We start from the raw sequence: 23479 nt of genomic DNA, 5'->3' as shown, positions 1-23479 counted from the left end.
GCACTCCTGCGGACACATCATCGTTGACCATTCCAGACCGTCGATAATGGAGTAGCGCGCATGCCCTGTCACCCCACCCCCTTCTGCCGCCGGACCGAAAACATCCCGCCCAGGACGACCAGCCCCGCGCCCACGACGAGGAACACATCGAGCAGTTCCCCGAACCAGACGACACCGATCAACGAAGCGAACACCAGCAACGAATAGTTGAACGGCTGCAAGGTCACCGCAGGCGCGAACTTCAGCGCCTGCAGCAGCAACAGTTGTGCTACCACCCCCGTCATCGAGAGCACCAGCATCAGGCCGAGCTGCACCGGGGAAGGCGCAACCCATTGGGGAAGGCCGATAGCGGTCGACGCGACGGCGCCCCAGAACCCCATGTACAGCATGTTCGTGGCGAAGGAGTCGGCCGTGCTGATCTTGCGCGTCAAGATGTTGAACGACGCGAACATCAAGGCCGCCAGCAGGGGGATCAACGAGGCCAGGCTGAACACCCCAATGCCAGGCTTGAGGATGATCAAGGTTCCGCCAAAGCCGACGATCGCCGCCAGGCACTGGCGCAGATTGACATGCTCACGCAGCACGACGGCGGCCAAGGCCATCGTCAGCAAGGGGAAGATGGCGTAGATCGCATGGGTTTCGGCGAGCCCCAGGTACCGCAACGCCAGGCCGAACACGGCGATCTCGAAGACGCCGAGCAATGAGCGCGCCATCTGCAGCCAGGGATGGGCGCTCCTGAGCGCATTGCCCACCCCGCCCTTCATCGACACGAAGCACACCGCGAACAACAGGAAGCACCAGTAACGCACCATGACCATCTGTGCGATCGGCAGGTCCTTGACCAGTATCTTGGTGATCCCGTCCTGGGCTGCGAACACGAACATCGAGAGCAGACACAGGCCGATACCGATCCGTGTGCCCCTCGCCTGGTCAACCGCACTCAGGCGTTGCGCCGCTGTATTCATCTTGCGCGACGCCCTGGTCTCAGCCCTTGAGGAGACGTAGCACATGCTGGCATACAGCCAGATCCAGGTGCGCACCACCGGCGTTCTTGTACAGCGTGATGTCGTCGGCCCTGCGCAAGATCGAAGGCGCCTGGCAGAGTTCGAACAGATCGGCCTCGATGCTGGCTTCGCTGATCAGGCCCGCTTGCAGCGGTACCTGCAGGTCGCCGGCCTCGAGCGCACTGTTACGGTCGTCCACGAACAGGCGTGCGGCCGCCACCGCAGCGCTGTCGGCCTCCCGCATGTCCGGGCGGAAGCCACCCACCAGGTCGATATGGCTCCCAGGACGCACATGCAGCCCCTTGACCAAGGGCTGCGCAGCGCTGGTGGCGCAGACGATGATGTCGGCGCGGCCAACGGCCTCGTCCAGTTGCGTGACGAGGCTGGCCTCGATGCCTCGATCCTGCAGTTGCGCGACGCTCTGCTGGAGTTTCGAGGCGGTGCGGTTCCATAGCAGCACCTGGCGGATACCGGGACGGATATGCAAGTAGGCCTCGACCAGCGCTCGGGCGATCGGCCCAGCCCCCAGCACCAACAGCACGGCGCTGTCCGGCCGGCTCAGGCGCTCGGCCGCCAGCGCCGAGTCTGCGGCCGTCTTCCAGGCAGTGATGGCCGGGCCATCGAAGATGGCGCTGATGGCCTTGGTACGCTCATCGACCACCACGAAGGCCGCCTGCTCCGAGGGCAAGGGTGGCCTCGCGTCGAGGTTGGCAGGAAAGATCGAGGCGATCTTCACCCCCGCGCCCTGCCCCGGCAGCACCACTCCCCGGCTGAACAGCCCATACTCGCTGTCGCCGAGGAAATAGGCGCCGCTGACCGGACGTGGCCCCAGGTGCACCCGGCGAAGCGCATCGAGCACGCCTCCCCAGCCCAGCACGGCGTTTATCTGTTCGGCGCCAATGATCTGCATGTGAGGGATTTCCCTGTATTGCTGGTAGATGAACGATGCCCCGGCAGGCTCAGTTGCGGGCCTGGGTGGCCGCGGCCCTTGCAGCCTGCAGCCATTGGTCGAACTGCTGGCGGTGAGCGGCGATCCACGCCTTGGCGTGGCGCTGGATGTCGGCGGGGCTCTTCTCACCCTGCTGCATCTTCAGGTTCTGCGCGCTCTCGTCGGCGGCGCTGATCTGCATCAGCGAGAGGAACTTCAGCGCCGCCGGGTTCTTGTCGGCGAAGTCCCGGTTCAGCACGGCTTCGACCTTGTCCACGGCAAAGCCCAGATTCTTGCCTTGGTAGGTAGTGTCGACCGCGTTGTCGCCACCCGGCAGGTCGGTCCTGGGCACCTCCAGCCAGACCACGTCGCGGCCTTCGACCAGCACACCGGCGACCCACTGAGGTACCCAGGTGTAATAGAGCACCGGCTTGCCCTCCTTGAAGCGCGTGATGGTGTCGGCCATCAGTGCGAAGTACGAGCCTTGGTTGACGTGCACGGTCTTCTCCAGGTCGTAGGCCTTCATGTGGTGGGCGATCACCAGCTCGCAACCCCAGCCCGGGTTGCAACCGGTCAGGTCGGCCTTGCCATCGCCGTCGGTGTCGAACAGCTTGGCGATCTCTGGCTTCTTCAGGTCGGTGATGTACTTGATGCCGTGCGCATCGGCGGTCTTCTTGTCGATCAGGTAGCCCTGCAACACACCCGGCAGGATGTCACCGGCCTTGACCATCTTCTGGTCGCCCCCGGCCTTCTCGTAGAAGCTTTCGTGCAGCTTGTCCCATAGGTTCACGGAGAAGTCGGCATCGCCGTAGCCGACCGCCAGCACCATGGTGGCGTATTCGGTTTCCTTGGGTTTCTGCACCTTGTAGCCCAGCTCGCGCAGGCCCTGCATGGCGATCTCGCCGCGAAAGCGCTCCTCTTCGACCGAGGGGAAGGCCGGCGTGATCTTCACCCCCTCCCCCGGCTTGTCCGCCGAAGCGCTGGCAGACAGGGAAGCCACGGTGAACAGCGCGGCTGACGCATAGCGAACGAAATGGCGGGTGAACCTGGACTCGTGCATCTTCGCGTACCTTTTCTTGTTATTGAGTGTGCGACGCAATGGACGGTAAGCCTCGGACAGCCTTGTGCCGCCCGGCGCGGGTTGCAAAGGGCGTCATCATCGGAGGGCTTGGCGCACTGTAGCCCCCTCTACAGCGCGGAAATAGGATGGGAGCGTCAATTTATGGTATCCCGGTGCACCAGGTTCACAGCCTCGAGCCCGGCAGGGCGCAGGCTCCGAACGCCGGCAACCACCGATCAATTGCGCTGAACTTCGCCGCCCGGGCGGCTTCACACCCCATACACCCACAGCGCAAAGGCACGCCCATGCCCCACTCCCGCGAGCCGAAAACCGCCGTCGTACTGCTCGATACCCGCGAGCACAGCCCGGACCATGAACATGCGGTCCACCTCAAGCTCGCCGACTGCCTGGCCCAACTGCTGGGTATCGACCGTGCAGAACCCACCAGGCCACCTACCGCCGCCGACCGCTACTACTACCTGCCGACCGACACCCTGGTCGACCCGCAGCGCTATCGTCGCCTGGGCATCCTCGATGAACAGGACCTGTTCGGCGGCCTGGTGGCGCACCCCTACATGGCGACCAAGGCGATTTCCCATCCCTTGCTCGCCGGCGCCAGCTTCCCTGTGGGTTGGACCGATGCCTTCGCCCACCAGGCAGGCGATGCCCTGCTGCGCGGCTATACCGTGTTCAGTCGGGTCGATGCGCGCCGCGCGGCGCAAGCGCTGCTGCGCGAGGGCCCCGTACGGGTCAAGCCGGTACTGGCCTGCGCCGGGCGCGGCCAGCAGGTCGTCGCCCATATCGACGAACTGGAGCCGGCGCTCGCGCAGCTCGACGACCAAGCCTTGGCCACCTGTGGCCTGGTGCTGGAGGAGCACCTCGACGACGTGCAGACCTTCAGCGTTGGCCAGGTCCACGTCGCGGGCCTGGTCTGCAGCTACTACGGCACCCAACAGCTGACCCACGACCACCAGGGTACCGAGGTCTATGGCGGCTCTGACCTGCTGGTGGTGCGCGGGGGCTACGAGGCGCTGTTGCAGTTGCCCCTGGAAGACCACCTGCGCCTGGCGATCACCCAGGCCATGACCTATGAACGCGCGGCGCAGCAGCACTTTCCCGGCTTCATCGCCTCGCGTCGCAACTATGACATCGCCCGCGGCCTGGATGCGCACCAGCACCTGCGCAGCGGCGTGCTGGAGCAATCCTGGCGCCTGGGTGGCGCCAGCAGTGCCGAAGTCCTGGCCCTGCAAGCCTTCGCCGACGACCCGGCGCTGCAGCGGGTACGCGCCTCGAGCCATGAAGTGTTCGGCCCCGTCGAGCTGCCCGCCGATGCCACACTCTTCTATCAGGGACACGACAGTGAACTTGGACAACTCAGCAAATTTGCGCGGATTCGCCACCATGACCATCGAGAGTGAAACCGTTGAACTGCAGGTCGAGGACGACCGCATCTGCGGCACCCTGGTGAGCCCTGGCAGCAAGATGCCAGGGATCCTCTTCGTCCACGGCTGGGGCGGCAGCCAGCAGCGCGACCTGGCCAGGGCCCGGCACATCACCGGGCTGGGCTGCGTTTGCATGACCTTCGACCTGCGCGGCCACGAAAAGACCGAGAGCCAGCGCCTGACCGTCACCCGCGAGCAGAACCTAGGCGACCTGGTTGCCGCCTATGACCGGCTGGCCAGCCACCCTGCGGTGGACCCCAGCGCCATCGCCCTGATCGGCAGCAGCTATGGCGGCTACCTGGCGACCCTGCTGACCCTCCAGCGCCCCGTGAAGTGGCTGGCCCTGCGCGTGCCGGCCCTGTACTGGGACGACGACTGGGACACCCCCAAACAGGCCCTCGACCGCCAGCGCCTGAACGTCTACCGCCAGCGCATCCTCGGGCCGGGCGACAATCGTGCCCTGGCAGCCTGCGCGGAGTTCGGCGGCGATGTGCTGCTGGTGGAGTCGGAGCAAGACGACTATGTGCCGCACAACACCCTGATGAGCTACCGCTCGGCCTTCGTCGGGGCGCACTCGCTGACCCACCGCATCGTCGACGGTGCCGATCATGCGTTGTCCAGCGAGGAAAGCCAGAAGGCCTACAGCTCGATCCTCGCCGCCTGGATCGGCGAAATGGTGATCGGCGCGCGGTTGGACCGCTACCCGCACTATGCGCCCTGGTATGCTTGAGACTCGCCGACCTGGCAGTGCAGGCCGCCATCGGCGCCGCGCACCAGGCTGCGCAGGGCCTGGTAGGCAGCGAAGTTCACGCCACGCGCCTGGTGCTGGCACAGCAGTTCGAGAAAGGGCTCCTCGACGAAGCGCTCCGCCGCCGCGGCCCATTCACGGCGCGACTGCCACTGCAGGTACTGCAGCACCCGGCAGCCATCGTCGCTGGCCTGGATGCTGACGGACAGCAGCCCGTCGCAGCGCGCAGCCAGCTCCTCGCTGCGCAGCACCAGCGCCTGGGCCAGCGCCTCCTGCCGGGATGCCGGCACCTCGTACTCGATCATCTGGGTGAACCACAGGGAATGGGCCTTGGCCGTCATGGACAGTCTCCTTGCTCCGGGTACTTGCAGCGTGTTGGCCAGGAGGGTAAAACCTCGAGTTAAGTCAAGGTCAAGGACTTTTTACCATGCCGAGCAAGACGCCCTCCTCCCACCCCCAGGACCGGTTGCTGAGCGTCGGCCAACTGGCAGCGCGCAGTGGGGTGGCGGTCACCGCCTTGCATTTCTACGAGGCCAAGGGGCTGATCCACAGCACCCGCAACGCTGGCAACCAGCGCCGCTATGCACGGGCCATGCTGCGTCGGGTGGCGGTGATCAAGATGGCTCAGCGCCTGGGTATCGCCCTGGCGGACATCGCACTGGCCCTCGACACCCTGCCCAAGGACCATACCCCCACCGCCGAGGACTGGGGCAGGCTTTCTGCCCGCTGGCGCGAGGACCTGAGCCGGCGCATCGATGAATTGACCCTGCTGCGCGACCAACTGGACGGCTGCATCGGCTGTGGCTGCCTGTCGCTGAAGGAATGTCCCCTGCGCAACCACCATGATCGCCTGGCCGACGAAGGGCCAGGGCCCCATCCGCCCGAACCGCCTGTTCACTCATAAGAGCGATACGGAACCTGTGGGAGATTACCCAGCCTTTGGGCTGCGCTGTCACGCAGAGAACTGATAGTGGCTTTACGCGGCCCCCAAATGCATCACCCCGCCACAGCGAACTGTCGCCGATAGTCACTGGGCGTAAGGCCGGTGATGCGCTGGAACACCTTGCGAAACGCCCCCGGGTCCTGGTACCCCACGCCCCAGGCGATCTGGTCGACGCTGCGCCGGGTGAACTCCAGTAGGCGGCAGGCCCGTCCGACCCGGACCTGCTGGCAGTACTCGGTCGGCCGCAGACCAGTGGCGGCGCGGAAACGACGCAGGAAGGTACGTTGCTCCAGGCCCGCGCAGCTGGCCATGGTCGCCAGGCTGGCCTCCAGCACACCGTTGCCCTGCAGCCAGTGCTGGACCTTGAGCACAGCCTCGTCGCCATGGTCCAGGCGGGGGTTGAACTGCGCGCCAGGCAATGCCGTGGCCATCGGCTCCACCGCCAGGTAGCGAGCGGTCTCCCTGGCCAGGGTCGCGCCGAGAAAACGCTCCAGCAGGCGCAAGCCAAGCTCGGTCCAGGCCATCAGCCCGGCGGAAGTCATGATGTCGCCGTCGTCCAGCAGCGGCTGACCGGCCTCGACCCGGACCTTGGGAAAGCGCTCTGCCAAGGCCTGGGCATAGTTCCAGTGGGTGCACGCCCCGCGCCCATCGAGCAGGCCGCTGGCGGCGATGAAGAACACCCCGATGCACACCGAGGCGAGCACCGTGCCCTGGCCGTGCCACTGGAGCAACTGGGCCCGATGTCGCTCGAGCAGCGGCGCTGCCGGCACCGACTCCAGGCTTGGCGGGATCACCAAGGCTCGGACCTGGTGGCTGGCCTGGGGCTGGCTGTCGTGGATCACCTGCAGGTGCCCATGCGCATCGACTTGCCAATGGCTCACGCGCAGCGGCGGCAGGTCGCCCGCGCCCAGCTCGGCGGCGACCCGATTGGCCACCCGGAACAGGTCGGTCAACCCATGCACCGCCGCGCTCTGGGCCCCCGGATAGACCAGCACGCCGATTTCCAGGGTGCCAGTGCTGTCAGTTCTTGCCGTCATTCTGTCGATCGCGCCAATCCCAGGGAAGATCGCCCAAGCCTATAACTATCCGCATCCAACCACTACTGCCACAGGAGGCAGCATGAGCAAGCAGGCCCTGGTCATCATCGACATCCAGAACGACTACTTCCCCGGCGGCAAATGGACACTCGACGGCGCCGACGCAGCGGCCGACAACGCCGCCCGGCTGCTGGCCGCGGCCCGCGAACGGGGCGACCTGGTGGTGCACGTGCGGCATGAGTTCGACAGCGCCGAAGCCCCCTTCTTCGCCCCGGGCTCGGAAGGCGCGCAGATCCACGCCAAGGTCGCCCCGGCGCCAGGCGAGCCCGTGGTGCTCAAGCACCAGGTCAATGCCTTCCGCGATACCGACCTCAAGGCCTTGCTCGACCAGCACGCCGTCCAGGCCCTGACCATCGTCGGCAGCATGAGCCACATGTGCATCGACGCCGCGACCCGCGCCGCCGCCGATCACGGCTACCAGGTCGCGGTGGCCCACGACGCCTGCGCCACCCTGCCCCTGGACTTCGCCGGCCAGCAGGTGCCAGCCGCCCAAGTGCAGGCGGCCTCCATGGCCGCGCTGGCCTTCGCCTACGCCCGGGTCGAGAACACCGATACCCTGCTCGGCGAATACGGCCGCTGAGCGCTCAGATCACCACGTTGCGCACGAAACGCGTGGGCTCGCGGGCGTCGTTGCGATAGGCGTACCGGCAATTGCTGGGGAACACGTGGAACTCGCCAGCCCGCAGGCGATGTTCACGCCCTTCGATGACCAGCGTCAGGCAGCCCTCGGCCACGTAGATCTGCTCGCTCCAGCCCTCGGCATCGGCCTCGCTGACATAGCATTCGCCCGGTGCCAGGGTCCACTCCCACAGCTCGACTTCGCGCCGGGCCGGGCTGCTGCCCAGCAGCACCGCCCGGCTGCCGGGATGCTCGCCGGCCCAGGCCAGTTCGTCGATACGGCTGGAGTCGCGCTGCTCGGGGGCCTGGATCAGCGTGCTGAAAGCCACACCGAGCGCTTCGGCGATCAGGTCCAGGGTGGTGAGGCTGACGTTCTTCTCGCCGGCCTCGATGGCCACCAGCATCCGCCGGCTGACGCCGGAACGCTCGGCCAGGGCGGTCTGGCTCAGCCCGGCGGTATTGCGCAGTTGGCGAACGTTCTGGCTGACATGCTGGAGCACCGAGGCGCGGTAGGTGGAATCTTTGTGCACTATATTGCTCACGGGTAGGGGTTGCGCAGTATACTGCCCACTTTTGCGGCGATTGTGCGCCGCCCCCTCCGAGTGTGCAAGACCATGAGCCGATCCAACCCTACGCCGCAGCCGTCCGTTTCCTTCCGCCTGAGCAAGGCCGAGGTGGTGCTGGTGTTCATCACCATGCTCTGGGGCGGCACCTTCCTGCTGGTGCACAACGTCATGACCGTGAGCGGCCCGATGTTCTTCGTCGGCCTGCGCTTCGCCGCGGCGGCGCTGTTCGTCGGCCTGGTCTCGGCACGGGCGCTGGCGGGGCTGACCTTCACCGAACTGAAGGCCGGCATGCTGATCGGTGTAACGATCATGCTCGGCTACGGCTTGCAGACCATGGGCCTGCAGACCATCAGTAGCAGCCAGTCGGCGTTCATCACTGCACTCTATGTGCCCTTCGTGCCATTGCTGCAGTGGCTGGTGCTCGGCCGCCGCCCCGGCCTGATGCCCACCCTGGGGATCTGCCTGGCCTTCGTCGGCCTGGTGCTGCTGGCTGGTCCGGAAGGCGGGGCCTTGCACTTCAGCGAAGGCGAGCTGGTCACCCTGGTCAGCGCCGTGGCCATCGCCGGCGAGATCATCCTGATCAGCCGCTACGCCGGCCAGGTCGATGTGCGCCGGGTCACCGTGGTACAGCTGGCGACCGCCTCGGTGCTGTCGTTCCTCATGATCGTCCCGACCCAGGAGCGCCTGCCTGATTTTTCCTGGCTGCTGCTGACCAGCGCCATCGGCCTGGGCGCCATGAGCGCGGTGATCCAGGTGGCGATGAACTGGGCGCAGAAATCGGTATCGCCGACCCGGGCCACCCTCATCTATGCCGGCGAGCCGGTCTGGGCCGGGATCGTCGGGCGCATCGCCGGGGAGCGTCTGCCGGGCGTGGCGCTGCTGGGCGGCCTGCTGATCGTCGTCGCCGTGGTGGTCAGCGAACTGAAGATCCGCCGCGCCAGCGAAGCGTCGCCAGTGCAGGAAGAGGCCGAGCCTCGTGAGCGTGAAGCGGGCCTGTGAAGCGTCGAACAGCGACTATGCTCTGAAAAAAACTGTTATAAAAAAACAGCTTGTCACGCCACATTTGTAGGATTCTGCGACAGCTTGCGTGTTGGTGATCAACAGCTCGGCACGTATGATCCTTGGCAAATTTCTCCAGATTAGAACGCTATGTCATTGATAGTGCTATTGCTTCTGCCCTTCGTGGGCAGTTGCCTGGCAGCCGCCCTGCCGCACAACGCACGTAATGCCGAGTCCATTCTCGCCGGGCTCGTCGCCCTGGTCGGTACCGTCCAGGTCGCCCTGTTGTACCCGCAGGTCGCCCATGGGGGCGTCATCCGTGAGGAATTCCTCTGGTTGCCCAGCCTGGGGTTGAACCTGGTGCTGCGCATGGACGGCTTCGCCTGGCTGTTCTCCCTGCTGGTGCTGGGCATCGGCACCCTGGTCTCGCTCTATGCGCGCTACTACATGTCGCCGCAGGACCCGGTGCCGCGCTTCTTCGCCTTCTTTCTGGCGTTCATGGGCGCCATGCTCGGCCTGGTGATCTCCGGCAACCTGATCCAGCTGGTGTTCTTCTGGGAGCTGACCAGCCTGTTCTCCTTCCTCTTGATCGGCTACTGGCACCACCGCGCCGACGCCCGCCGCGGCGCCTACATGGCGCTGATGGTCACCGGTGCCGGCGGCCTGTGCCTGCTGGTGGGCGCGCTGCTGCTCGGCCACGTGGTCGGCAGCTACGACCTGGACAAGGTCCTGGCAGCCGGCGAGACGATCCGCCAGCATGCGCTGTACCCGGTGCTGCTGCCGCTGATCCTGATCGGCGCCCTGAGCAAGAGCGCCCAGTTCCCCTTCCAGTTCTGGCTGCCCCATGCCATGGCGGCGCCTACCCCCGTCTCCGCCTACCTGCACTCGGCGACCATGGTCAAGGCCGGGGTATTCCTGCTGGCGCGCCTGTGGCCGGTGCTGTCGGGCAGCGAGGAGTGGTTCTGGATCGTCGGCGGTGCCGGCGCCCTGACCCTGCTGCTGGGCGCCTTCGCCGCCATGTTCCAGAACGATCTCAAAGGCCTGCTGGCCTACTCGACCATCAGCCACCTGGGCCTGATCACCCTGCTGCTCGGCCTGAACAGCCCGCTGGCGGCGGTGGCCGCGGTGTTCCACATCCTCAACCACGCCACCTTCAAGGCCTCGCTGTTCATGGCCGCCGGCATCATCGACCACGAGAGCGGCACCCGCGACATCCGCCGCCTGAGCGGGCTGTTCCGGCTGGTGCCGTTCACCGCCACCCTGGCCATGGTGGCCAGTGCCTCGATGGCCGGGGTGCCACTGATGAACGGATTCCTGTCCAAGGAGATGTTCTTCGCCGAAACGGTGTTCATCTCCTCCACGGCCTGGGTCGAGGCCACCCTGCCGGTCATCGCCACCCTGGCCGGTACCTTCAGCGTGGCCTACGCGTTGCGCTTCACCGTCGACGTGTTCTTCGGCCCCACCGCCCAGGACCTGCCGCACATCCCCCACGAGCCACCGCGCTGGATGCGCGCGCCAGTGGAACTGCTGGTACTGACCTGCCTGGTGGTGGGCATCTTCCCGGCCCAGTCGGTCGGCCCGCTGCTGGCCGCCGCTGCCCTGCCGGTGGTCGGCGGCACCCTGCCGGAATACAGCCTGGCCATCTGGCACGGCTGGAACGCCCCGCTGATCATGAGCCTGATCGCCATGAGCGGCGGCATCGTGCTCTACCTGCTGCTGCGCAAGCAACTGCGCCGCGGCCGCTTCCCCCATCCGCCGCTGATCGAGCGCTTCAACGGCAAGCGCCTGTTCGAACAGGGCCTGGTGCGCCTGATGCTGCTGGCCCGGCGCATCGAGGGGCTGCTGACCAGCCGACGCCTGCAGAGCCAGCTGTTCATGCTGGTGGTCGCCGCGTTCCTGGCCGGCCTGCTGCCCATGCTGTACAGCGGCATCACCTGGGGCGATCGCCCGAAGATCCCGGGCTCCGGGGTGTTCGTCGCGCTCTGGCTGATCGCCATCGCCTGCGCCATCGGGGCTGCCTGGCAAGCCAAGTACCACCGCCTGGCGGCGCTGATCATGGTCAGTGTCTGTGGCCTGATGACCTGCATCACCTTCGTCTGGTTCTCCGCTCCGGACCTGGCCCTCACCCAGTTGGTGGTGGAGGTGGTGACCACAGTGCTGATCCTGCTCGGCCTGCGCTGGCTGCCACGGCGTATCGAAGGCGTATCGCCCCTGCCCGGCAGCCAGGACCGCGCCCGTCTGCGGCGCCTGCGCGACCTGTTGCTGGCGGTGTTGGTCGGCGGCGGCATGGCGCTGCTCTCCTATGCCATGCTGACCCGGCCGACGCCCAACGACATCTCGTCCTTCTACCTGAGCCGGGCCCTGCCCCAGGGCGGCGGGACCAACGTGGTGAACGTCATGCTGGTGGACTTCCGCGGCTTCGACACCCTGGGCGAGATCACCGTGCTGGTGGCCGTGTCCCTGACCGTGTTCGCCCTGCTGCGACGCTTCCGCCCTCCGAAGGAAAGCATGCAGTTGCCTGCCCAGCAGCGCCAGTTGGCGCCAGACCTGGTCACCGACCTGATCAACCCGCGCCACGCCACCGACACCGCGCTGGGCTTCATGATGGTGCCGGCCGCGCTGGTGCGCCTGCTGCTGCCGATCGCCTTCGTGGTGTCGATGTACCTGTTCATGCGTGGCCACAACCAGCCGGGTGGCGGCTTCGTCGCCGGCCTGGTGATGTCGGTGGCGTTCATCCTCCAGTTCATGGTCGCCGGCACCCAGTGGGTCGAGGCGCAGATGAGCCTGCGCCCGCTGCGCTGGATGGGCACGGGCCTGCTCTGCGCGACCCTGACCGGCGGCGGCGCGATGGCCCTGGGCTATCCGTTCCTGACCACCCACACCGCCCACCTGCACCTGCCGCTGCTGGGTGACGTGCACGTGGCCAGCGCACTGTTCTTCGACGTCGGCGTCTACACCGTGGTGGTCGGTGCCACCCTGCTGATCCTCACCGCCCTGGCGCACCAGTCGGTGCGCGCCCACCGCCCGGGCACCGCGCCCAAGTCCAGCCAAGCAGGAGCCGCCTGATGGAAGAAGTCATCGCAATCGCCATCGGTGTCCTGGCCGCCTCCGGGGTCTGGCTGGTCCTGCGCCCGCGCACCTACCAGGTGATCATGGGCCTGTGCCTGCTCTCCTACGGCGTCAACCTGTTCATCTTCAGCATGGGCAGCCTGTTCATCGGCAAAGAGCCGATCATCAAGGACGGCGTGCCCCAGGACCTGCTGCACTACACCGACCCGCTGCCCCAGGCCCTGGTGTTGACCGCCATCGTCATCAGCTTCGCCATGACCGCGCTGTTCCTGGTGGTATTGCTCGCCTCGCGCGGCCTCACCGGTACCGACCATGTCGACGGCCGGGAGCGTGAGGAATGAGCGGGATGAACCAACTGATCATCGCCCCCATCCTGCTGCCGCTGGTGACCGCGGCCCTGATGCTGCTGCTCGGCGAAAAGCACCGCCCGCTCAAGGCGCGCCTGAACCTGCTGTCCACCCTGGCCGGTCTGTGCATCGCCATCACCTTGCTGCTGTGGGTACGCAGCCAGGGTCAGGCCGAGTCGATCGGCGTCTACCTGCCGGGCAACTGGCCGGCGCCCTTCGGCATCGTGCTGGTGCTGGACCACCTGTCCGCGCTGCTGCTGAGCCTGACCGGGATCATCGGCGTCAGCGCACTGTTGTTCGCCCGAGCCCGCTGGGATGGCGCCGGCGCCAGCTTCCATGCGCTGTTCCAGATCCAGCTGATGGGCCTGTACGGCGCCTTCCTGACCGCCGACCTGTTCAACCTGTTCGTGTTCTTCGAAGTCCTGCTGGCGGCCTCCTACGGCCTGCTGCTGCACGGCTCGGGGCGGGCACGGGTCAAGGCCGGCCTGCACTACATTGCCGTCAACCTGTTCGCCTCGTCGCTGTTTTTGGTGGGGGCCGCCATGCTCTACGGCGTGACCGGCACCCTGAACATGGCCGACCTGGCCCTGAAGATCCCCCTGGTACCGGAGGCCGATCGCGGCCTGCTGCACGCCGGCGCGGCGATCCTGGCCATGGCCTTTTTGGTCAAGGCCGGCATCTGGCCGCTGAACTTCTGGCTGGTGCCGGCCTATGCCTCGGCCAGCGCGCCGGTCGCGGCGCTGTTCGCCATCATGACCAAGGTCGGCCTGTACGCGGTGCTGCGCCTATGGACCTTGCTGTTCTCCGGGCAGGCCGGCGCCTCGGCGCACTTCGGTGGGCAGTGGCTGGTCTATGGCGGCCTGGCCACCCTGGCCGTCGCGGCGATCGCCATTCTCGCCGCCCAGCGCCTGGAGCGCCTGGCCGCCCTGAGCATCCTGGTTTCCGCCGGCACCCTGCTGGGGGCCATCGGTTTCGGCCAACCGATCCTGACCGGCGGTGCGTTGTTCTACCTGGTGAGCTCGAGCCTGGCCCTGTGCGCCCTGTTCCTGCTCGCCGAGCTGATCGAACGTTCGCGCTCGGCCAACGAGGCGCCGCTGGACGATGAGGAAGACGCGATCCCGCCACCGCTGGAATCGCTGCACCCGCCCAAGGGCATCAACCTGGACGACGAGCAAAAGGCAGTGATCGGCCAGATCATTCCCTGGACCATGGCGTTCCTCGGCCTAAGCTTCATCGCCTGCGCCCTGTTGATCATCGGCATGCCGCCGCTGTCGGGCTTCATCGGCAAACTGAGCCTGATCAGCGCCCTGTTCAACCCACAAGGCCTGGGCATGCCGGCCGGACAAGCGCTGTCGCTCTCCGGCTGGGGCCTGGTGGCGCTGTTGATCCTCTCGGGCATGGCCTCGATGATCGCCTTCGGGCGAGTGGGCATCCAGCGCTTCTGGAAACCCGAGGAGCGCCCCTCGCCCCTGCTGCGGCGCTACGAGTGCCTGCCGATCGTGATCCTCCTGGGCCTGTGCATGGTCCTGAGCGTGCGGGCCGAACCGCTGCTGCGCTACACCCAGGACACGGCAGCCAGCCTGCAGGCACCCGACGCCTATATCCGGGCGGTGATGGCCACCCGCCCGGTACCCGGCCCTACCACGCTCGACGAACAGGTGCAGCCATGAGACGACTGTTCCCCGCCCCGCTGCTGTCCCTGTCGCTGTTCGCGCTGTGGTTGCTGCTCAATCTCTCGGTCAGCCCCGGCAACCTGCTGCTCGGCGCTGCACTGGGCTTTCTCGCCCCGCTGCTGATGGCGCCGCTGCGGCCAAAGCATGCCCATGTGCGGCGGCCCTTGGTCGTCGCCCGCTTGATCTGCCTGGTCGGCCTCGACGTGATCCTTTCCAACCTGCAGGTCGCCCGTGGCGTGCTGTGCGCCAAGCGGCGCCCGCCGCGCTCTGCCTTCGTCCACATTCCCCTGGCCCTGCGCGATGCCCACGGCCTGGCGGCGCTGTCGATGATCACCACGGTGGTGCCCGGCACGGTCTGGTCGGAGCTGGCCCTGGACCGCAGCGTCCTGCTGATCCATGTGTTCGACCTGGAGGACGAAGCGGCCTTCATCGAGCATTTCAAGAACACCTATGAACGCCCGCTGATGGAGATCTTCGAATGACAGGCCTGCTTGCCAATGCCGTCCTCGCCAGCCTGTTCATCTTCGCCAGCGCCATGGCCCTGGCGCTGGTCCGGCTGTTCCGCGGTCCCTCCGCCCAGGACCGAGTCCTGGCGCTGGACTACCTGTACATCCTGGCCATGCTGATGATGCTGGTGCTGGGCATCCGCTATGCCAGCGACACCTATTTCGAAGGCGCCCTGCTGATCGCCCTGTTCGGCTTCGTCGGCTCCTTCGCCCTGGCCAAGTTCCTCCTGCGTGGCGAGGTGATCGAATGAGCGAAACCATCGAACTACCCTTCTGGCTGGAGCTGGCCACGGCCGCGCTGCTGCTCACCGGCAGCCTGTTCGCCCTGATCGGCGCCATTGGCCTGGTTCGCCTGAAAGACTACTTCCAGCGCATGCATCCACCGGCACTGGCCTCGACCATCGGCGCCTGGAGCGTCTGCCTGGCGTCGATCCTGTATTTCTCATGGCTCAAGCAAGGGCCGGTGCTGCATGCCTGGCTGATCCCCGTGCTGCTGTCGATCACGGTGCCGGTCACCACCTTGCTGCTGGCCCGGGCGGCGCTGTTTCGCAAGCGCACCGCGGGCGAAGATGTGCCTGCGGAGGTCAGCAGCGGGCGCAATGGTGGGAGCTGAACGATGTGGGTGTGGGCTTAGGACCGCCAATAGGCCAGCCCTGGCACTGCAACGATGCGCTGGCAACCCTATCCCTGGCTCAGGCGCTGCAATTCGCGCCGCACCATGGCCGCATATTCGGGCGGGCTGAGCCGATACAGCTGGCCGGCTACCCAGGCCAGCCAGGTGCTGCCCAGCGCCTCACGCTGCGCCAACAGTCGCTCGGCCAACGCGCTCGCCTGGGCCTGGTGCCGGCGATGGAAGGCCGCCCGCCCCACAGGCAACTCGTCGCTCATTCGCTGGCCTTGAAGGTGGTCAACTCGCCCTTGCGCCACTTGGCGACCTTGCCCGTCACCGCCTTGAGCAGTTTGCCCAGGCCTTCCTGCACCTGCTGCCGGGCCGCGAACACCAGCATCACGCCGTGGCCTTCACGGAACACGATGCCCTCACCCTCCGGCACCGAGACGAAGGCATAGTCGCCAACACCGTAGACATTCAGCTTTATTTCACGAAAACGCAGCTCCAGCTTGCCACCTTCACGGCTGGGCAACACCGCGGCGCGGAAGTGATCGCCCACCTTGAGCTCCAGGCGCTGCTTGTCATCGACCACCAAGGCATTACCCGTATCGATCTCGGCCATGTACAGGCCGTCGGGTCCCTGCTCGGTGACATACACGAAACGCCCTTGGAACAGCTTGACCAACTTGGCCCGCAAATCGCCCAGGGCAAACAATGCGTGGGTATCCAGAGTACTGACTGCCAATGAAGAGTTCCTCAAATCGGTTACACGCGCCCACCCGAACGCCGGGGAGACACACTCATTTCAAGTCGTTGTCTGAAAAGACTAATGAAGCGATGCGCGAAACGTCTGTGCAGGCAGGCGACGCGACAGGCAGGAATCGTTACTCCAGCGTGCCAGCCAAGGCCTCAAGACGGTTTTTCGGCTGTTTCCCAACCGGGACACGTAATAACTGACAACCGAACTGCCAGAAAAGATGCAATAGAAAGTTCCAGGCCCCTCGGCAGAATGGGTCCGGTATTCATCAGCGCATTACAGGGGAAGGAATATGCACGAAAACACCGAAATCCGTCGAGAGGCCCAACACATTTCTTGCCTCTGGCACGCAACCTAGGGCCTCGACTCAGGCCGCCTGCCCTTTTTCCAGCTGTGCCAACCAGGCCGCCTGGCACTCCAGTGCCTCCCCGCGCGTGGCGAACGCCGTACCACGGCGCTCGCCATCGACCAGCACGACCCAGCAGACGCGCTTGCCCAGGGCCTGCAGGGTGGCAGGCACGCCAGAGCCAATCATCACGGCGACATCGATTCGGCTACTCATCATCCCCTCCGGAATTTAATTAGCTGCCTAACTATGTCGTCATCATACGCCTGCCCAGATCGCGGAAAAATCCTACTTGGGTATAGCTGTATTGCATCCACGGCAATAAAGGCCGAAGCCTGATGCAGGCATCGGAAACGCAAAGGCCCCACGGATCGCTCCGTGGGGCCTGGCACCGGGGTGTCGGTCAGATCTGGCGCTGGTGGCGGTCGAGCTGCTCGTGACGCTCCTGGGCTTCGATGCAGTACTTGGTGATCGGGCTGATCAGCAGGCGCTGCAGGCCGATCGGCTCGCCGCTGTCGTCGCACCAGCCGAAGCTTTCATCGGCGATGCGGCCCAGGGCCATCTCCAGCTGCGGCAACAGGCGCTGGTCGCGCTCGATGGCATTGACCAGCCAGTGGCGTTCTTCTTCCACCGAAGCCACGTCGGCCGGATCCGAAGGGGTATCCAGGCTCTCGATGGTATTGCGGCTCAGCTCGATGCGCTCCTGGGTCTCGACTTTCATCGCCTGCAGCAGCTCAGCGAAGAACGCCAGTTGATCGGCGTTCATGTAGTCATCGGCCGACATGGCCAGCAACTGTTCCTTGGTCATCGATTTCTCTATGAAAATATGTGCATTTGGGCGATTCGGGTGCCGCCGGCGATGGCTCGCCGGCAGCGGAATTCTTCAAGCGCCAACCGGCACTTTTCTACAGGGGGCGGCAGTCTAAGACGCTGCGTCGCATGGGGCAACAGGCACGACGGGGGAATTTGACCGAAATGGCCTGGATTCCGCCCATCGGCAGTCTACGGGGCGGCGAATGGGCGTGGGGTAAGCGTGCCTTGGGCTTTCTCGCCCCGCAGGGGAGCGCAGCCCTTTCGCGACACAAGGCCGCCCCCACATCTACGGCGCTGTTCTACAATCGAGCGCCATAGATGTGGGGGCGGCCTTGTGTCGCGACAGGGCCGTGTAGCGGCCCCAGCGTTCATTTACCCGCGCCGTGACCTCAACGGTCCTTGAACTGCGCCTCACGCTTGGCGATGAAGGCGGCCATGCCTTCCTTCTGGTCCTCGGTGGCGAAAGCGGCGTGGAACACCCGGCGCTCGAAGCGCACACCCTCGCTCAGGGTGACCTCGAAGGCGCGGTTGACGCTTTCCTTGACCATCATGCTCACCGGGATCGACTTGCTGGCGATGGTCGCTGCGACCTTCAACGCCTCCTCCAGCAGTTCGGCCTGGGGCACCACGCGGGCCACCAGGCCGGCGCGCTCGGCTTCCTCGGCGCCCATCAGGCGACCGGTCAGGCACAGCTCCATGGCCTTGGCCTTGCCCACCGCGCGGGTCAAGCGCTGGGTACCACCCATGCCCGGCAGCACGCCGAGGTTGATCTCCGGCTGGCCGAACTTGGCGTTGTCGGCGGCGAGGATGAAGTCGCACATCATCGCCAGCTCGCAGCCACCGCCCAGGGCGAAGCCGGATACCGCGGCGATGATCGGCTTGCGCCGGTTGGCGATGCGGTCGGCGTCGCTGAACAGGTCATCGACATAGATCTGCGGATACTTGAGCTCGGCCATCTCCTTGATATCGGCACCCGCGGCGAACGCCTTGGCAGAACCGGTGATGACCACGCAGCCGATGTTCGGATCACGTTCGAGCTGGTCCAGGGCCTGGTTGATCTCGCCGACGATCTGCGCGTTCAGGGCATTGAGCGCCTGGGGCCGGTTGAGGGTGATCAGGCCGACCTTGCCGTGGATGTCCAACAGGATGGTTTCGAATGCCATGCAGACTGCTCCTTCAAAGATTGCGCGCAATGACCATGCGCTGAATGTCGCTGGTGCCCTCGTAGATCTGGCAGACCCGGACGTCGCGGTAGATCCGCTCCAGCGGGAAGTCGCTCAGATAGCCATATCCGCCGAGGGTCTGCAAGGCGTCCGAACAGACCTTTTCGGCCATTTCCGAGGCGAACAGCTTGGCCATGGAGGCTTCCACCAGCGCCGCACGCCCAGCGTCGCGCAGCGCCGCGGCATGCAGCACCATTTGCCGGGCCACGGCGATGCGCGTGGCCATGTCGGCCAGGCGGAAGGCCACGGCCTGGTGTTCGATCAGCGGCTTGCCGAAACTCTGCCGCTCGTTGGCATAGTCGCGCGCCACCTCGAAGGCAGCGCGGGCCATGCCCACCGACTGGGCAGCGATGCCGATGCGCCCACCTTCGAGGTTGGCCAGGGCGATCCTGTAGCCCTCGCCCTCATCGCCCAGGCGGTTGGCCACCGGCACGCGCACCTCGTCGAAGACGATCTGGCAGGTGTCGGAGGCATGCTGGCCAAGTTTGTCCTCGACCCGCGCCACCTGGTAGCCGGGCGAGTCGGTCGGCACGATGAAGGCGCTGATGCCACGCTTGCCGGCATCCGGGTCGGTGACGGCGAAGACGATCACCACGCCAGCGTTCTGCCCGGAGGTGATGAACTGCTTGCTGCCGTTGAGCACGTAGTGGTCACCGTCCAGACGCGCCCGGGTCTTCAGGCTGCTGGCATCGGAGCCGGCCTGGGGCTCGGTCAGGGCGAAGGCACCGAGCATCGCGCCGCTGGCCAACGGGGCGAGGAAGGTCGCCTTCTGTTGGTCGCTGCCAAAGCGCAGGATCGGCACGCACCCCACCGAGTTGTGCACGCTCATGATGGTCGAGCAGGCGCCGTCGCCCGCGGCGATCTCTTCAAGGGCCATGGCATAGGCCACGTAGCCGGTGTCGCTGCCGCCCCACTGCTCCGGCACCAGCATGCCGAACAGGCCCATATCGGCCATTTCCCGGATGGCCTCGCGAGGGAAGCTGTGCGCCTTGTCCCATTGCTCGGCAAACGGTTTCAGGCGCGCCTGGGCGAAGGCGCGAACGGCGTCGGCGATCTGTTGTTGTTCGTCAGATACCAGCATGGTCTCACCTCAATACAGGCATTCGACGGCCATGGCCGTGGCCTCGCCACCGCCGATGCAGATGGCCGCCACGCCACGGCGCAGGTTGTTCTGGCGCAGGGCCGAAAGCAGGGTCACCAGGATCCGTGCACCCGAGGCGCCGATCGGGTGGCCCAGGGCGCAGGCGCCGCCGTGGATGTTGACCTTCTCGTGGGGCAGGTCGAGGTGCTTCATCGCGGCCAGGGTGACCACGGCGAAGGCCTCGTTGATCTCGAACAGGTCCACCTGCGACAGGTTCCAGCCGACGCGCTTGACCAGCTTGTCGATGGCTCCGATGGGGGCGGTGGGGAACAGCGCCGGTGCGTCGGCGAAAGCCGCATGGCCGTGGATCACCGCCAGGGGCGTGAGGCCACGCTGCTCGGCGTGCGAGCGGCGCATCAGCACCAGCGCCGCGGCGCCGTCGGAAATGGAGCTGGAGTTGGCCGCCGTGACCGTGCCACCTTCGCGAAAGGCCGGGCGCAGTTGCGGGATCTTGTCCAGGCGCGCCTTCGGTGGCTGCTCGTCATCCTTGACGATGCGCTTGTCCTTGCCTTCGGTGACTTCCACCGGGACGATCTCGGCGGCGAAACGGCCGCTGCTGATCGCCTCCTGGGCGCGGGTCAGCGAGGCGATGGCGAACTGGTCCTGGGCCTGGCGGCTGAAGCCGTTGGCCTGGGCGCAATCCTCGGCGAAGGTGCCCATCAGGCGACCCTTGTCGTAGGCGTCCTCCAGGCCGTCCATGAACATGTGGTCGATGATCTTGCCATGGCCCATGCGGTATCCGCCACGGGCCTTGTCCAGCAGGTAAGGCGCGTTGGTCATGCTTTCCATGCCGCCGGCCACCACCACCTCGGCACTGCCGGCCAGCAGCAGGTCATGGGCCATGATCGCCGCCTGCATGCCCGAGCCGCACATCTTGTTCAGGGTGGTGCAGGTGGTGTGCTTGTCCAAGCCCGCGCCCAGGGCGGCCTGGCGCGCCGGTGCCTGGCCGAGGCCGGCCGGCAGCACGCAGCCGAACAGCACCTGCTCGACGCTGCCGGCGTCGATGCCGGCACGCTCGACCGCGGCACGGATGGCGGCGGCGCCCAGTTGCGGGGCGCTCAGGCTTTTCAGGTCGCCCTGCAGGCCACCCATGGGCGTGCGCACGGCGCTGACGATGACGATCGGGTCGTTGGCGAGAGTCATGTTCGCTTACTCCTTACTTGGCAGCCATGCGCAGGGCACCGTCGAGGCGGATCACCTCGCCGTTGAGCATGCTGTTCTCGATGATATGACGGGCCAGCGCGGCGTACTCCTGCGCACGGCCCAAACGCGGCGGGAACGGTACGCCGGCGGCCAGGGAGTCACGCACCTCCTGGGGCATGCCAGCCATCATCGGCGTCTCGAAGATGCCTGGGGCGATGGTCATCACGCGGATGCCGAAACGCGCCAGCTCCCGCGCCACCGGCAGGGTCAGGCTGGCGATGGCGCCCTTGGAGGCGGCATAGGCAGCCTGGCCGATCTGCCCGTCGTAGGCGGCGATGGACGCGGTGTTGATGATCACGCCGCGCTCGCCCTCCTCGTCGGCCGCGCCTTCGGCCATGGCTGCCGCCGCCAGGCGCAGCAGGTTGAAGCTGCCCAGCAGGTTGACATTGATGACCTTGGCGAAACTCGCCAAGCCATGGGGTCCTTGTTTGCCCAGAACCTTCTCGGCGCCGACGATGCCGGCGCAGTTGACCAGCCCGTGCAGGCTGCCGAACGCGCTGACGGCGGCATCCACCGCCGCCTGGGCGGCCTGTTCGTCGCTGATGTCGGCCACGGCGAAACGCGCCTGTTCACCCAGCTCGCGGGCCTTGGCCTCGACTGCCGCAGCATTGAGGTCGACCAGCATCACCTTGGCGCCGGCCTCGACCAGCATCTGCGCGGTGGCAGCGCCAAGCCCGGAGGCCGCGCCGCTGACGATGAAATGTTTGTTGGCTATCTGCATGATGTTTTTCCTTCAGGCGCTGGCACGCGGGGCCGGCGCGTCCTGTTGTTTGGCGATTTCCTGGTTGCGCAGGATGAAGCGTTGCAGCTTGCCGCTCGGGGTCTTGGGCAAGTCGCTGACGAATTCGATTTCCCTGGGATAGGCGTGGGCATAGAGGCGCTGGCGGACATGCTGGCGCAGGGTCTCTTCCAGCTCGGCGCTGCCGACATGGCCCGGGGCGAGCACCACGAAGGCCTTGATCAGCTCGGTGCGCTCCGGATCGGGCTTGCCGATCACCGCCGCCTCGATCACCGCCGGGTGCTCGATCAACGCACTTTCCACATCGAACGGCCCGACCCGGTAGCCAGAGGTGGTGATCACGTCGTCGCTGCGGCCGACGAAGCTGATGCTGCCGTCATCGTTGAGCTCGACGGTATCGCCGCTGAGGTAGTACTTGCCGACGAAGGCCTTGGTCGGCAGCCCGTGGTAACCCGCGAACCAGCACAGCGGCGATTGCTCGCGGTCCACCGCGAGGATGCCCGGCTGCCCGGCGGACAGTTCGTTGGCCTGCTCGTCCAGCACGACGATGCGGTGGCCGGGAATGGCGAAGCCGGCCGAACCCAGGTGCACCGGGTGCTTCAGGCCATGATGGTTGCACAAGACCATGCCCAGTTCGGTCTGGCCGTAATGGTCATGGATGGTCACCCCCAGCTCGTCGGCGAACCAGCGGATCACTTCCGGGTTGAGCGGCTCGCCGGCGCTGCTGACCACCCGCAGGCGGCCCTTGATCGGTGTCGAGAACTCGCTGCCGGCGGCGATCAGCAGACGGTAGGCGGTAGGCGATCCGGCCAGGTTGCTGATGTTCAGCTTGTCGATGATCCGCGCGCAGCTCTCGACGTTGAACGGCCCGTCGTAGAAGGTGGTGGCGTGGCCCAGGGACAACGGGCCGGTGACGGCGTAATAAAGCCCGTAGGCCCATCCCGGGTCGGCCAGGTTCCAGAAGTTGTCCTCGGGACGCAGGTCGATGGCATCGCGCATGTAGCCCTGGAAGGCGACGATGGCCTTGAGCGGTACCTCGAGTGGCTTGGCAGGCCCGGTGGTACCCGAGGTGAACATCAGCAGGAAGGGATCGTCGCCCTTGCGTGGCACGGGCTCGCATGTGCTGTCAGCACTCTCCAGCGCCTGGTGGAAGTCCAGCTCGCCAGCGCTGGCCCCGACGGTGATGAGGGTCGGGCACCCCGTGACCTGGTCGAGCTTGTGGCGGTTGCCGCGGTCGGTGACCACCACGCGCGCATGGGACTGTTCGAGCCGGTGCTCGATGGCCTTGGGGCCGAAGGCGGTGAACAGCGGCTGGTACACCGCACCCAGGCGCCAGGTGGCAAGGATGGTCACCAGCAGCTCTGGAGTGCGTGGCATGAGGCCGGCAACTCGGTCGCCGGGGCCTACGCCTTGCTGGCCAAGCACATTGGCGAAGCGCGCCGCCAGCCCTTGCAGTTGCTCGAAGGTGTAGCGTGTGCTGTTACCCTCGCGGTCTTCCCAGATCAGCGCGACCCGGCCACTGCCGGCATGGCGGTCGCAGCATTCGACACAGGCATTGAGCGCGTCCAGCGTGCCATGCAGTGCCGCCTCGACGGCACTGCGATGGTTGAACGAACGGACGGCCTCGGCGTAATCGCGCATCGTCAG

At 66.2% G+C, this 23479-nt stretch carries 26 protein-coding genes; 11 read left to right on the top strand and 15 right to left on the bottom strand.

The window, feature by feature from the left end:
* Window positions 1-68: 68 nt before the first annotated feature.
* From ABFA30_RS12835 to proX, 3 genes are read right to left on the bottom strand one after another with little or no spacing between them, the layout of a single operon-like run.
* Window positions 69-1040, bottom strand: a complete 972-nt coding sequence (locus tag ABFA30_RS12835; RefSeq protein ID WP_225790425.1) for a DMT family transporter — start codon at window positions 1038-1040, stop codon at window positions 69-71.
* Window positions 985-1914, bottom strand: coding sequence for an ornithine cyclodeaminase family protein (locus tag ABFA30_RS12830; protein ID WP_225790426.1), 930 nt, complete (start codon window positions 1912-1914; stop codon window positions 985-987). Before ABFA30_RS12830 ends, ABFA30_RS12835 begins: the two co-directional genes overlap by 56 nt.
* Before the next feature lie 49 nt (window positions 1915-1963).
* On the bottom strand, window positions 1964-2992 hold the full coding sequence (proX, locus tag ABFA30_RS12825; RefSeq protein WP_225790427.1) for a glycine betaine/L-proline ABC transporter substrate-binding protein ProX: 1029 nt from the start codon (window positions 2990-2992) through the stop codon (window positions 1964-1966).
* Between the two features lie 305 nt (window positions 2993-3297).
* Here proX and ABFA30_RS12820 point away from each other — a divergent pair, with 305 nt between their 5' ends.
* Both ABFA30_RS12820 and ABFA30_RS12815 read left to right on the top strand, forming a co-directional pair.
* A complete protein-coding gene (locus ABFA30_RS12820; RefSeq protein WP_225790428.1) occupies window positions 3298-4410 on the top strand; it encodes a DUF3182 family protein in 1113 nt (370 codons plus the stop codon).
* Window positions 4394-5164, top strand: a complete 771-nt coding sequence (locus ABFA30_RS12815; protein WP_225790429.1) for an alpha/beta hydrolase family protein — start codon at window positions 4394-4396, stop codon at window positions 5162-5164. The genes ABFA30_RS12820 and ABFA30_RS12815 overlap by 17 nt, the downstream gene beginning before the upstream one ends.
* Here ABFA30_RS12815 and ABFA30_RS12810 read toward each other — a convergent pair.
* A complete protein-coding gene (locus ABFA30_RS12810) occupies window positions 5143-5523 on the bottom strand; it encodes an antibiotic biosynthesis monooxygenase (protein ID WP_225790430.1) in 381 nt (126 codons plus the stop codon). The genes ABFA30_RS12815 and ABFA30_RS12810 overlap by 22 nt on opposite strands.
* A gap of 86 nt (window positions 5524-5609) precedes the next feature.
* Between ABFA30_RS12810 and soxR the strand changes: the two genes are divergently transcribed.
* A complete protein-coding gene (gene soxR, locus ABFA30_RS12805; protein WP_225790431.1) occupies window positions 5610-6086 on the top strand; it encodes a redox-sensitive transcriptional activator SoxR in 477 nt (158 codons plus the stop codon).
* Between the two features lie 92 nt (window positions 6087-6178).
* On the opposite strand, the gene ABFA30_RS12800 is transcribed toward soxR, so the two are convergent.
* A complete protein-coding gene (locus ABFA30_RS12800) occupies window positions 6179-7162 on the bottom strand; it encodes a GlxA family transcriptional regulator (protein ID WP_253081656.1) in 984 nt (327 codons plus the stop codon).
* Between the two features lie 82 nt (window positions 7163-7244).
* On the opposite strand from ABFA30_RS12800, the gene ABFA30_RS12795 reads away from it, so the two are divergent.
* The gene (locus ABFA30_RS12795; RefSeq protein ID WP_253081655.1) at window positions 7245-7802 is read left to right on the top strand and encodes a cysteine hydrolase family protein; all 558 of its coding nucleotides are present in this window, start codon (window positions 7245-7247) and stop codon (window positions 7800-7802) included.
* A 4-nt stretch (window positions 7803-7806) separates the two neighbouring features.
* On the opposite strand, the gene ABFA30_RS12790 is transcribed toward ABFA30_RS12795, so the two are convergent.
* Window positions 7807-8370 (bottom strand): helix-turn-helix domain-containing protein, encoded by a 564-nt coding sequence (locus ABFA30_RS12790; protein ID WP_410045521.1) that lies wholly within the window; start codon window positions 8368-8370, stop codon window positions 7807-7809.
* An 84-nt stretch (window positions 8371-8454) separates the two neighbouring features.
* Between ABFA30_RS12790 and ABFA30_RS12785 the strand changes: the two genes are divergently transcribed.
* The 7 genes from ABFA30_RS12785 to ABFA30_RS12755 all read left to right on the top strand — a co-directional run bounded on the left by ABFA30_RS12785 (window position 8455) and on the right by ABFA30_RS12755 (window position 15613).
* Entirely contained in the window at window positions 8455-9405 is a 951-nt protein-coding gene (locus ABFA30_RS12785; protein ID WP_225790435.1) for a DMT family transporter, read from the top strand.
* Window positions 9406-9555: 150 nt separating this feature from the next.
* Window positions 9556-12471, top strand: a complete 2916-nt coding sequence (locus ABFA30_RS12780) for a monovalent cation/H+ antiporter subunit A (RefSeq protein WP_225790436.1) — start codon at window positions 9556-9558, stop codon at window positions 12469-12471.
* Entirely contained in the window at window positions 12471-12815 is a 345-nt protein-coding gene (locus tag ABFA30_RS12775) for a Na+/H+ antiporter subunit C (protein ID WP_225790437.1), read from the top strand. Before ABFA30_RS12780 ends, ABFA30_RS12775 begins: the two co-directional genes overlap by 1 nt.
* Window positions 12812-14491 (top strand): monovalent cation/H+ antiporter subunit D, encoded by a 1680-nt coding sequence (locus ABFA30_RS12770; RefSeq protein ID WP_225790438.1) that lies wholly within the window; start codon window positions 12812-12814, stop codon window positions 14489-14491. Before ABFA30_RS12775 ends, ABFA30_RS12770 begins: the two co-directional genes overlap by 4 nt.
* Complete coding sequence (locus tag ABFA30_RS12765; protein WP_225790439.1) at window positions 14488-14976, top strand: Na+/H+ antiporter subunit E; 489 nt, start codon at window positions 14488-14490, stop codon at window positions 14974-14976. The genes ABFA30_RS12770 and ABFA30_RS12765 overlap by 4 nt, the downstream gene beginning before the upstream one ends.
* Entirely contained in the window at window positions 14973-15251 is a 279-nt protein-coding gene (locus ABFA30_RS12760) for a K+/H+ antiporter subunit F (RefSeq protein ID WP_225790440.1), read from the top strand. Before ABFA30_RS12765 ends, ABFA30_RS12760 begins: the two co-directional genes overlap by 4 nt.
* Window positions 15248-15613, top strand: a complete 366-nt coding sequence (locus tag ABFA30_RS12755; protein WP_225790441.1) for a Na+/H+ antiporter subunit G — start codon at window positions 15248-15250, stop codon at window positions 15611-15613. The genes ABFA30_RS12760 and ABFA30_RS12755 overlap by 4 nt, the downstream gene beginning before the upstream one ends.
* A gap of 68 nt (window positions 15614-15681) precedes the next feature.
* Here the strand turns inward: ABFA30_RS12755 and ABFA30_RS12750 are convergent, their stop codons facing one another.
* The 9 genes from ABFA30_RS12750 to ABFA30_RS12710 all read right to left on the bottom strand — a co-directional run bounded on the left by ABFA30_RS12750 (window position 15682) and on the right by ABFA30_RS12710 (window position 23473).
* The gene (locus ABFA30_RS12750) at window positions 15682-15888 is read right to left on the bottom strand and encodes a hypothetical protein (RefSeq protein ID WP_410045520.1); all 207 of its coding nucleotides are present in this window, start codon (window positions 15886-15888) and stop codon (window positions 15682-15684) included.
* Entirely contained in the window at window positions 15885-16355 is a 471-nt protein-coding gene (locus ABFA30_RS12745) for a hypothetical protein (protein ID WP_410045519.1), read from the bottom strand. Before ABFA30_RS12745 ends, ABFA30_RS12750 begins: the two co-directional genes overlap by 4 nt.
* A gap of 379 nt (window positions 16356-16734) precedes the next feature.
* Window positions 16735-16929 carry a hypothetical protein gene (locus ABFA30_RS12740; protein WP_225790444.1) on the bottom strand — a complete coding sequence of 65 codons (195 nt, stop codon included), beginning with the start codon at window positions 16927-16929 and terminating at the stop codon, window positions 16735-16737.
* A 187-nt stretch (window positions 16930-17116) separates the two neighbouring features.
* Window positions 17117-17521, bottom strand: coding sequence for a TraR/DksA family transcriptional regulator (locus ABFA30_RS12735; protein ID WP_225790445.1), 405 nt, complete (start codon window positions 17519-17521; stop codon window positions 17117-17119).
* 394 nt (window positions 17522-17915) lie between these two features.
* A complete protein-coding gene (locus tag ABFA30_RS12730; RefSeq protein ID WP_225790446.1) occupies window positions 17916-18689 on the bottom strand; it encodes an enoyl-CoA hydratase in 774 nt (257 codons plus the stop codon).
* Between the two features lie 13 nt (window positions 18690-18702).
* On the bottom strand, window positions 18703-19830 hold the full coding sequence (locus ABFA30_RS12725) for an acyl-CoA dehydrogenase (RefSeq protein ID WP_225790447.1): 1128 nt from the start codon (window positions 19828-19830) through the stop codon (window positions 18703-18705).
* A 9-nt stretch (window positions 19831-19839) separates the two neighbouring features.
* Complete coding sequence (locus ABFA30_RS12720) at window positions 19840-21033, bottom strand: acetyl-CoA C-acyltransferase (protein WP_225790448.1); 1194 nt, start codon at window positions 21031-21033, stop codon at window positions 19840-19842.
* Between the two features lie 13 nt (window positions 21034-21046).
* Complete coding sequence (locus ABFA30_RS12715) at window positions 21047-21814, bottom strand: SDR family NAD(P)-dependent oxidoreductase (protein WP_225790449.1); 768 nt, start codon at window positions 21812-21814, stop codon at window positions 21047-21049.
* A gap of 12 nt (window positions 21815-21826) precedes the next feature.
* The gene (locus ABFA30_RS12710) at window positions 21827-23473 is read right to left on the bottom strand and encodes an AMP-binding protein (protein WP_410045518.1); all 1647 of its coding nucleotides are present in this window, start codon (window positions 23471-23473) and stop codon (window positions 21827-21829) included.
* Between the last annotated feature and the right edge of the window lie 6 nt (window positions 23474-23479).

Origin of the sequence: Pseudomonas sp. HLMP, from assembly GCF_046365545.1 — a bacterium.
GTDB classification, from domain to species: Bacteria; Pseudomonadota; Gammaproteobacteria; order Pseudomonadales; family Pseudomonadaceae; genus Aquipseudomonas; species Aquipseudomonas guariconensis_B.
This window is presented reverse-complemented; position numbering and strand designations above follow the sequence as displayed.